General features: G+C 58.1%; 3 protein-coding genes and 1 pseudogene. 2 read left to right on the plus strand and 2 right to left on the minus strand.

Features of this window, described 5'->3' with window-relative positions; all coding sequences use genetic code 11:
• Positions 1–201, plus strand: a pseudogene (locus AC221Y_RS13885) (hypothetical protein); the annotation flags it as partial.
• Positions 202–300: 99 nt separating this feature from the next.
• Positions 301–1,179: a UTP--glucose-1-phosphate uridylyltransferase gene (locus tag AC221Y_RS13890; RefSeq protein WP_299753840.1), complete on the plus strand. Its 879-nt coding sequence runs from the start codon at positions 301–303 to the stop codon at positions 1,177–1,179.
• 31 nt (positions 1,180–1,210) lie between these two features.
• On the opposite strand, the gene AC221Y_RS13895 is transcribed toward AC221Y_RS13890, so the two are convergent.
• On the minus strand, positions 1,211–9,646 hold the full coding sequence (locus AC221Y_RS13895) for a glycoside hydrolase family 94 protein (protein WP_486707551.1): 8,436 nt from the start codon (positions 9,644–9,646) through the stop codon (positions 1,211–1,213).
• Positions 9,647–9,675: 29 nt separating this feature from the next.
• Entirely contained in the window at positions 9,676–10,650 is a 975-nt protein-coding gene (locus AC221Y_RS13900; protein ID WP_299753838.1) for a universal stress protein, read from the minus strand.
• Between the last annotated feature and the right edge of the window lie 452 nt (positions 10,651–11,102).

Raw genomic sequence — 11,102 nt, forward strand, 5'->3', positions numbered from 1 at the left:
CCGATGGTCGAGTTCATGTCCGTCAAGGTGCCTGACCTATCGCTATTGGCAGCCCGAAACGACGGTGATTTCCCAATGCTAGATGTGATCCAAACGATTGACGGACGCACAGGCGTTCGACTGCGCGGCCATGGGCCAACTTGTGAACCACGAGGCTTTGAAAATAGGCGTCAATACCTAGGTGGGCAACCGGGACATTGAGTTTGCATTGGTCTGACAGCACTCCTGAGCCAGCGCGCGACGTCACCATCCGGAGCATGCAACGACCTGAGGCTTGGCAATAGGAAGTAAGGATAGTGAATGAAAACCAAAATGGTTCGCACGGCAATATTTCCGGTTGCTGGTCTTGGCACCAGATTCCTCCCAGCCACCAAGGGCACGCCGAAGGAGTTGCTTCCGGTTATTGATAAACCGCTGATCCAGTTTGCAATCGATGAAGCCCGCGCCGCGGGTGTTGAAAGGATGGTTTTTGTGACCCATCCCACAAAGTCCGCCATTGAACATTATGTGAGGGACGACGCAGAACTGCGGGAGGCGCTAAAGGCACGCGGAAAGGCGCGGCTTGCGCACGAGTTGGAAGAATCCGCTCTCAACGAATCCTCTACTGAAGTAATTTTCGTCATGCAGAATGAGCCGCTTGGCTTGGGCCATGCGGTTCTCTGTGCCAAGACCCAAGTTCTTCCAGGTCCGGTTGCCGTCGTCTTGCCAGATGACCTAATTCTGGGCGAGCCAGGCTGCCTGAGCGAGATGATCGAGGCCTACGCGACCTGTTCAGCCAAGCATCTCGTCGCGGCCATGGAGGTCCCGAGGGAGTTGACCGAGCGCTACGGTATTCTGTCCGTGACATCGCAGGAAGGCCAGTTTTTCCATGCCGATGGCGTGGTCGAAAAACCGGTACCAGCCAAGGCGCGGTCATGCTTGGCTGTGATTGGGCGATACATCCTTGATCCTTCGATATTTTCGGACCTTGAGGCGCAGGCGCCTGGAGCAGGCGGAGAGATCCAACTTACGGATGGCATCGCCCGTGGGATAGACCGCCTTGGACTTGCCGGTTTCAGTATTTCAGGTCACAGGTTCGATTGCGGATCCAAGGTTGGAATGTTTGAGGCGACGCTCTTTGTTGCGAACCAAAATCCGATATGCGCCGAGGTGTTGAGGAGATACTGCGCAGCACCGTAAAGGGTCCTGGAGGGGAACTGAGCGCGCGCGCCTAACCTTGGCTACCGGATGCTTCGGCGTCGGCGGTTCCGGCCGTTCCCAGCAGAACCACAACGTGCCGGCTCTGTCCGGCATCTGGGAATGGGACAAGCTGCGACCCGAAAGGAGCGCCATCCACCGTTACTGCAACAACGCCGGTACCAACGTGTTCTGGGTCTTCGATGGTGATGGTCATGCGGCCCCGGTCACCATCCAAGGCAACTTCGGCACCGCCCCATTTTTTCGGCAGACTGGGGTCCAGATGTACGCCTTTTGTCTTCAGGCGAACGCCCAGAATGCCGCGCGTGGCCAACTGCCATGTCCAGCCGGCAGCACCGGTATACCATGACCATCCGCCAACCCCTGTCCATTCATCCTTGCCTGAAACATCACCTGTGAGAACATATGGTTCTCGTCGATAGTGTTCGGCCGCCTCTTGGGTTTCGCTCCGGCGGATCGGGTTGATGATATCAAAGACTTGCCAAGCGCGGTCGCCGTCCCCGATTTCAGCCATCGCGACCCCGAGCCACGCAGCCGCATGGGTATATTGCCCGCCATTCTCGCGGATACCGGCCGGATAGGCCTGGATATACCCAGGGTCCCGATTGCTGTTCTGGAAAGGGGGTGTCAGCAGCCGTATCAATCTTTGGTCGCTGTCCAGCAGCCGTTCGCAAGCTGATTTCAATGCCTGCCGTGACCTTTCGTCGGGTGGGTCGCCGCAAAGAACGCTCCAGCACTGTGCGATGAGGTCAATTTGGCACTCGTCATTCGTGTGAGACCCCCAGGAGACGCCGTCGTCGTCTAAAGCCCTTATATACCACGCGCCATCCCAAGCATGTTCGTCGAGGGCCGTTCGAAGTTTCTGAATGTGGCCTTTCCAGCGTTCAACTCGATCTGTCTCGCCTGCAGCCTCGGCCAGCGGCGCAAAGGCACGGATCGTGGCAATCTGAAACCAGGCAAGCCACACGCTTTCTCCCTTTCCACCTGCGCCAATGCGATCCATGCCGTCGTTCCAGTCGCCGCTGCCGATCAGCGGTAGACCATGAGCGCCCGTTCGCAGGCCCCGATCAATTGCGCGGGCGCAGTGCTCCAGAAGGGATGCGGTCTCGCCCAAGTCGAACCGCTCATATCGGTCGCCTTCGTCCGGTCGCAGCTCGGGCGCGGCAAGAAATGGAACATCTTCCGACAGGATATTGGCACCATCCGTCGCCTCAACATACCGCGCGACGACATAGGGTAGCCATAGGTAGTCGTCCGAACAGCGGGTTCTAACACCCTGGCCGCCCGGTGGGTGCCACCAGTGCAGCACGTCACCCTCTTCGAACTGGTGCCGGGCAGCACGCAATATGTGTGAGCGCACTCGTTTTGGGTCACTATGAAGGACACCAAGCATATCTTGTAACTGATCGCGAAAACCGAACGCTCCGCCGGCCTGGTAGAACCCGGCACGCGCCATCATCCGGCTGGAAAGGTTCTGATAGGGCAGCCACTGATTGACCATCAGGTTCAGGGCAAGATCCGGTGTCTTGACCTGAAGTGCGCCAAGCTTTGTATCCCAGAATGCACGCAGATCCCGGAGTGCTCCGGTAATCTCAGACGGGTTGCGCCAACGCGCGATCAGGCTCTCCGCCTCGGCCTGATCGCCACCCTCTCCCAAGATGAACACTACGTCCTCACTAGCCCCTGGTTCCAACACAAGGTGTACCTGATAGGCGCCACAGGCATCGCCACCCGGTGTGAAGCGGTCACCCAAATCCCATCGATGCAGCGCATCGGGTGACGAGACATCTCCGTCCTGTCCCAGAAAGTCGCGCCGGTCTCCGCTTACGCTGTGCGGTTCTGCCGAGGCGGAGAGGAACGCCACGCGGCGCCCGAACTCAGGGTTCCAGTGGTTTTGCGCAAGTATCGCTTTCTGTCTCGGGTCGTAGAGACTGGTGACGTGGGGCTTGGCCACGCTTGCAGTCGCGCCGATCAGCCATTCGGCATAGTATGTCGCTGTCAGGCGCCGCGCAGTCGGGGAGAGGTTCGTGAGCCTCAAGCGGACCAGCTTGACCGGTGCGTCCACCGGCACGAAGACCAGCATCTCCTGCTCCAAGTCTCTGCTGGTCTGGTGAAACCGCGAATAGCCCATCCCGTGACTGACCTGACACTCGGCGTCTTGGCCCATCGGTGCGGGCGTCGTCGTCCAGACCTCCGCCAGCGCTTCGTCCCGCAAGTAAAGAACTTCTCCAGGTTCGTTGAGGACCGGATCATTGGACCAGGGCGTCAGGCGATGCTCACCGCTGTTCAGGGCCCAGGTGAATCCAAGGCCTGCTTCGCTGACAATTGTGCCGAAGTGATCATTGGCAAGCACATTACACCAAGGAGAAGGCGTGTGCTGGCCGGGGGCGAGATGCATCACGTATTCGCGGGTCACCTCGTTGAAACCGCCAAGACCATTGTCGAAAAGCAGGCCCTCTGGCCGGGCCGCCTGAGGCGCACTGGTAAAGGCCGCATGCGCCGAAGGTTCGAACCGCGGGAGCGGCGCGCGCGCGTCGAGCGCGCCATCGACGATATCGGCCAGACTCTCATGATCCCCCGTCAGGACGATATGCGCCGCGGCCTCAAGACCTCTTTGGGTGGCAATGTCGATCTGGTCCGAGGCCAGCAGATGAATGCCGCCGCGTCGACCCAGAAACCCCTCGGAGTGGCTGTCTCGAAGCACCGACAGCACATACTCTCGCAAAGGCTCTTCATAGCTCGATACAGCGCTTCGCAGGACCACGAGGTCAGTCTCCAATCCGACACTGTGCCAAAGCCGTTGGGCGCGAATGAGAATGTCCAGCAGGTCAGGTTCGTCCGCACTATCGAGCTTCACAAGCAGGATCGGCAGATCTCCGGAAATGCCAAACCGCCAAAGGCCTGCCTGTCCCTGCCAGCCTTCGCCGGTCTGGCGAACGACTGAGCGAAGCGTGTGGCCGGGCTGAGCAAGAAATGACGACAGAACTTGAAGCTCGGGAAGATGAGGCGGTTCGATCTTTAGACGGTGAACGGTGCGTCTCACTTCTAGCATTGCATCCCGAAAGGCCCGATCGAGAGACGACTGCGGGAATCGCCGGGCGGTGGCCAGCACCTGCCCCCGAGAGGTGCCGGTTATTGTCAGAAAGGCGAATTGCTTGGTTTCCATCGGCGCAAGGCTAACCCGCGCTTGCAGCGCCATGATCGGATCCAGCGTCCACCCGATCGTCCCGCTCAGCTCTTCTCGCAGGCCCATCGGCGATGCCAAGCTGCCGGTCGTGCCGATGAACCGCGCGCGGTCCGTCTCGTGACCGACCACAGAGATGTCCGGATCGTCGGCAACCAATTTGTGCAAAAGAACGGGCGGGACGGTTTCCGGTCGACGCGGCCGGCGCTCGAATATCAACGCGTCCTCTCCGACAACGTAATCGCTACCGACGAAGAGCTTGCTGAAGGCCGGATGCCGTTCGTCTTCCTGAGGGGGGGCAAGCACGATCTCTGCATAGCTTGTCAGATCAACTGTCCGTTCGGTATTGCTTTCGTTAATGACCGTTACGCGGCGGATCTCCACGTCGTCGAACGGGGCGATCACGACTTCCATGCGGATCGCAATGTCCTCGTACCGCTGCAGCATCTCGACCATGTGCTGGTGGAAGACCGTTTTCGTCTCGTGACAGCGTGCCCCCGCAGGCAAACGGCCAACCGACCAAAGCCTTTTGCTTTCGAAATCTTGCGCATAGAGCCATGTCCCATAGCTGTCGCTTGTGGGGTCGGGCCGCCAACGGGTCAGCGCGATCTTACGCCAACTCAGCCCACCACAACCTGCGCTGGATATCCCGACAGACATCTGACCGTTCCCCAGAAAATGCATCTGCGGCACGGCTGCTTCCGGCGACGGAATCCAAGGTGCCAACGCAGGCGGACCAGACGCCGCCGGTTCTGTCTCCCATGTCTCGTCGGCACGGCCCGCTTCGAGCGGCGCGTCCCACGGCACGCGTTCCTGCAGCAAGAGATCGACTGCAGAGATCGGTTTCTCGCGCAACGTCCAACGCACCAGGCAATCGTCGCTCAGCACATTGGTGATCGCCGCCATCGTCATGCCCTGATGATGCGCCATGAAAGCCCTGACGGCCACGAAAGGCCGGGTCTCGGACACACGACTGGGCGTAAAATCGAGCGCTTCGATAAAACCATAGCAGGTCAGCGCACCCAGGCTTTCGAGTTCCCGCAAGTTTTGAGTGGCGGAGCCGGGCCAGGAGCAAAGCGCCAGTGCCGTCGCATAGGGCGCCACCACCAAATCTTCTGTCAAACCGCGACGGATCCCGAGCCCCGGCACGCCAAAGGCGCGATATTGATAATTGTCCGCACCATCGGTGACTCCGAAAGCCGATTCCGAAATACCCCACGGGATACCACGCTCGGCCGCATAGGTGCGCTGGACCTCGACGGCAGTCAGCTCGCTTTCTCCAAGCAGTGTGTCGCGATGGCTGGGCAGAAAAAGGGGTGGCATGAGGTACTCGAACATCGACCCGTTCCAGGACAGGATCGACGGCTTTCCGCTGAATTGCGTGATCGGGCGGCTGAACGAAAACCAATGCTCCATCGGCGCGTCACCCTTGGCGATGGCAAACAGGCTGGCCAGGCGGGCCTCGGTCGCCAGAAGGTCGTAGTGGCTAGTGTCCATCTGTCCGGCGCTTAGATTGTAGCCAATCTGGAAGAGCCTAACCTTGGGATTATAGAGAAAGCTGAAGTCCATCCCATAGGCGAGCCTGTCCGCGTGATCGGCCACGCTTTTCAGATCGGTTCGCAATTGCGCATGGGCAGCCTCTCCACGCTCGATGGCATCGCGAAGATCGGCAAGCCATGCGGCAGATGATCCGCCCTGGGCCAATCTGTTGTCGATCTCCGCCAAGAGCTCAGTCCCGTTCGTTTGCCGCCCATCAGAAGTTGCGAGAGGCGACAGGATGCGCCCAACCTGCTCGGCGAAAGCAGCATCGTTTGCCGCCGCTGCGTTGAGCGGGCCGAGCCAGGGCAGGTGGTACGCCAGGTCCCGCTCAAGAGTGTGAAGATGATGGCGGACCCGCTCCATCCAGACGTTCACATCGTGCAGGCTTTTAGGAAGAACATCGACGGATATCTTGATCGAGTCCTGAATGATCTCTTCCAACAGCTGCCAATGCGTTGATGTCAGTCCGCTGATCAGGACGGGCCAGTCAGACGGATTTGTCCGCGATGTCTCGACCTGTCGTAAAAACGCGGCCTTTGCGTCTGCAAAGGCTTGGGTATCATGGTTTGGCAGGTGTCGAACGGCCTGATCTAATAGCTCCAACGATATTATCAAACCGTCAAAGTTGCGACTATCGAATGCAGGGAGGTCAGCGAGTTCAAGACACCCTTGTTTGAGCGCGATCAGCGACATCGCCAGATTGCCGCTGTCAACGGTTGAGACATATTGCGGATTGAGAGGCATCAAGCTTCGCGTATCGTACCAATTCAGTATATGGCCGCGATGGGATTTTAGCCTGTCGAGTGTCTCCAGGGTATTCTGCGCGCGCATAACGAGTTCGCTTGTTGCGATAAATCCGAGTTCGCGTGCCGAAAGGGTAGAGACCAATAAGAGACCGATATTCGTGGGCGAGGTCCGGTGCGCGACCTTGCGCTCGGGCACTTCCTGGTAGTTGTCCGGTGGCAGCCAGTTGTCTTCAGGACCAACGAATGTCTCGAAGAAATGCCAGGTTCGACGTGCAAGTTGAGCCAGATAACGACGGTCGGCTTCAGAGGGCGTTTCTCCCCGAAACCTGCGCGGCTTTGCTGTCCAGATCGCAATCTCCGGCGCGATCAGCCAAAGCGCCAGGATGGGCGTCGCAGGCAATAGCGAGGCAAAGTCATATAGGGCCAAGTCGCCCGCGATGACGACAGCAAGCGCCGTGGATGGCCACATTCGATGCCATGTCGTCCACCGGATGTTTCTGTGGGAAAGTGAGGCCACTGCATGGGCGGCAGAAGTCCATTCCAGAAGGTGGCGTTTGCTGAAAAATAGACGATAAAGCGTCGATGCAATTGCGTCGATGGCGACCAAGGTATCGCTAATGACAAAAGCAAGCGATAGAAACCATCTTCCTCCCTGCGCGCGAAACCGATGCCCAGTCTTTCTAATGAAGCCGCGATGTACCCCACCACTCGCAACGCCTATGACCTCTCCGATCAGGTACGCGCCGGGCGCTGCCAGCGCCAAAAGCGTCCACACAAGTGCGCTGCCGGGCAAGATCGCCCATCCGCCGATTAGGAATGCCAGCAGCGCAGGGGGGAGCAGGCTTCGCCTTAGGTTGTCAGCGATCTTCCAGCGATCAAGCAGACCGAGCGGATTTGGAACGCGGGTTCCGTCCCCCGATGGGACGCGTCGGCCAAGCCACTGCACAAGCTGCCAGTCACCGCGCATCCAGCGATGTATGCGCATCGCATGCTCCGGATAGCTGGTAGGGACATCCTCGTAGATCACGACATTGCTTGCCAAACCTGCGCGCCCGTGAAGTCCCTCAAAGAGATCATGACTGAGGATGCTGTTTGCGGGAACCCGACCCTGCATCACCCGCTGCATGGCGGCTACATCATAAATGCCCTTTCCCACAAAGATGCCGGTTTCAAAGAGATCTTGATAGACGTCCGAAACTGCCCGCGAGTAGATATCGATCGCCGTATCGCCGCCATAGAGATAGGAAAAATGAGTCCCGCCACCCAGTTGTGGCAAGATTTCAATCCTTGGCTGGAGGATCGTGTACCCAGCCACGACGCGCCCCGTGTTCTCGTCGAATCTCGCGCGGTTCAGGGGGTGGGCTATGAGTCCGACCAGACGCTCTGCAGCAGTGGGAGGCAGCTCGGTATCCGCATCCAGAACAATTGCATATCGCAGGCCAACAAGGCGCTGGACATCCCCGACAGTGACAGAAAATCCGTCAGAGATCCCATCCACAATAAAGCTGTTGAATTCCTCAAGCTTACCGCGCTTGCGCTCCCAACCCATCCAACAGCCTTCACTGGGATTGAACCGGCGCGGCCGATGGAGAAGGAAGAACGGACCTTTGGCCATCACGCCATGCCGCCGGTTCAGCCGGTCAACCCCTGCATGTAAAGCCGCCTCAATAGGTGCGTCACCGGGCAGAACTTCCTGATCGGCATCTGCGAAATCAGAGAGTATCACGTAGTGCAGGCTTGGGTCGGGGTTCGCGAACCAGCGGATTTCTAGTTTTTCGAGTACTCTGGAAACCTCTTCAGCTTCCTTTACGATCACGGGGACCGCTACGGCAGTTGCACAATGGGTTGGGATCCCGTCACTATAGTCCAACTCAGGCAAAGAGATCGGCGTCGCCAACTTTGTGATGCACCAGTGAACAACTGCAACACTGATAATGGACGCCGGTAGTGCGGTCATCGATACACCGGCCACCCACTGCCAAAATCCAGGATCATGCTTCCCTAAATAAGCAAGGGGCAGCACAAGCGCGGCGAGAAAGCACAAGATCAGGCCTGTGGCATAAAAGGCTCCTGTTCGCCCGATAAAGGGGCGTTGAATCAACTCCGCCGGCGTGTGACGGTAGCCTGTCACGGCCTCCAGTTTCCGAAGCCCTCCAGCAATCAGCCAGTAGCCCACATGCGCCTCGACTGGATTGGCATCCTGTTTGCTCGAAAGCTCGACCACGTTTCGTGCGATTTCGACTTCTGACATGCGCGACCGAAGCGCCATCCGTTCGACCGTCCTTCGATACCGGTTGCGCGTCTCGAAGGTCATCCCAGCATATGCAGCCGCCGGGTCATCGGAAAGGATCGCCTCGATCGGGCTGACCTGGTCAACGAAATCCGCCCATTTGATCGACTGCGCCGCAATGAGGTTCGATATTGCCAGCTCAATACGATCGGTGGCTTCGGCCACCGTATCATCGCCAGCTGCTTCGAGCGGTTCGAAAGGTGGCGAGAGATCTGCGCTCAACTGATGGAATGCACTGACAAGGTCTTCTAGGCTGGCCAGTCGAAGCATGGACGGCAGCGCCCACAATTCGGCATTCGTAAGTGGCGCGGAGGATTGATAGGCCGTGACGAATTCGATCAGATCGTTCAGCGAGATCTGAGGTCGAAATGCAGGGATCAGTGCCTTTGCCAACGCAAAGATCCGTGGGATGTTTTCACCCTTCGGCGCGGTCAAGCCGGGAAGTTTTCGATAGAAATCTGCCGGGAGGTCTTTTTGGACGAGGCGGATTGCACGCGCGACCTGATAATCATTGTCCAGAAGCCAATCTGCCGCCCTGAGTTGATCTGGTGGCGGCTTCTGGCAATAGGCACGTAGGCAGTTCAGCCAATCAGGAAACGCGGACAAGGACCGATAGCACACCAGTTCGCAAGGCTCGCCCTCGCCGACTTGATGCAGCTCCGCAAGCCGTCCGGCGGCATCTTCGTCCACTGGGCGCCCTGCCGTCTCCACAAGGCTTGTCATTTCCTAAGATCGGAGGGCTGCCTGATACCTTCGGATGTTGTGCCACTAAAGGCATGATTCTCGGCGGATTTCAGCCTTTGTCGCACCATCAAGACCGGGATCTTGGACTGCGTCAGAATGTGGTTGGCGACATTGCCCAAGGGCACGTCAGCGTGTCCACTTTGCCCATGGGATGCCATGACGAGGAAGTCTGCCCCCTCATCGTGCATCATTTTGATCAAAGCTCTCCGGACATCGCCCCCGACAACGATGCGTGTCGAGATCGGCACGCCGCAATTCGATACACTTTCCATGAGGCGTTTCAGAAAGGCCTGTCCGACCCGCTTGTTTCGTGCCGTGACACGGTCGCCCAGTTCGATCGCTTCGCTATCGACGGCACCAATTTTCGTCAGCCCGGGTGGCGGCGTCACGTGGCATAGGACCAATGTCGCCTGTGTCGCCTTTGCCAGACGCAGCGCCGTTGGCAAGGCGCTCGCGGATCTTCCGGAGCCGTCGATTGGAACGAGGATTTTTGTATATCGCCGAGTCTTCATTAATGGCGCGTCGGTTGGCACCAACAAGATCGACACCTCGCTTGACGCCAGAACCACATCGATGAAGCCGCCAGTATGCCCAGGCAGGGATTGCGTTTCTCCCAACACGACAGCAGCATCGTTGGGCCGATCGACCCAAAAACTCCTGACCTGCTCGATGCAGCTGCCCTCAAGCACGTGAATGTCGATACTCTGATCTGGAGTGTTGAACTGCTTTGCAATAGCCAGAAGGCGATTTCTCACGGCACGCTTTTGAATGCCCCAATCGATCGGATCTATCGGTGCAGCATCCTTACCGCGCGCCTCCATTACATGAAGAAGCGAAACTATCCCTCCGAGCGCTTTAGCGAGGATTTGGGCATGTGGAAGCAATCCTGCCGCAGATTCTGGCTCATCGACGCAAACCACGACATCCGAGGCAACCGGCGTCTTATCCATTCGATCTACGCTTTCGCCATCAGACGGTGAGTGATTGTTTGAGGGTGAGGCTATCATCATCTCGTTTCTTTGTTATTCCAAACTGAGCGTTTCGCCGATGGAAAGGGAAACGTCCCAATAGCTGCATTTTTTTCAGAGCTCTTTGAATTCTAGCCCGACCGAACCTACGCAGGATTGATTTTCGTCAATGACGGCTGAGCAAATCCCACGGTGATGAGCGTCGCAACAGCCATCCCACGAACCCCTTGCCGGCCGTCGCGCGAACCGAAGGACCGATCTCGTGGCGTTTTGTTTGTTCGCGTGCGACCCAGCGCGGTAAAAATTCAAGTTCTGGCTAAGAGTCTGATTTAACAATATTCGTTTGATTTCATGTTCTTGCGAGATGTCGTGTGACGCGTCGAATGTGGGCGATTAGGATCCAAGCTTCTGCGCTGGCGATTGTTTTCTCCCAG

The sequence above is a fragment of the Boseongicola sp. genome (assembly GCF_057460485.1).

Excerpts from the sequence above, each read along its gene's own strand:
- AC221Y_RS13890 (WP_299753840.1), top strand. The coding sequence starts at position 301 with ATGAAAACCAAAATGGTTCGCACGGCAATATTTCCGGTTGCTGGTCTT.
- AC221Y_RS13900 (WP_299753838.1), bottom strand. The coding sequence starts at position 10,650 with ATGGATAAGACGCCGGTTGCCTCGGATGTCGTGGTTTGCGTCGATGAG.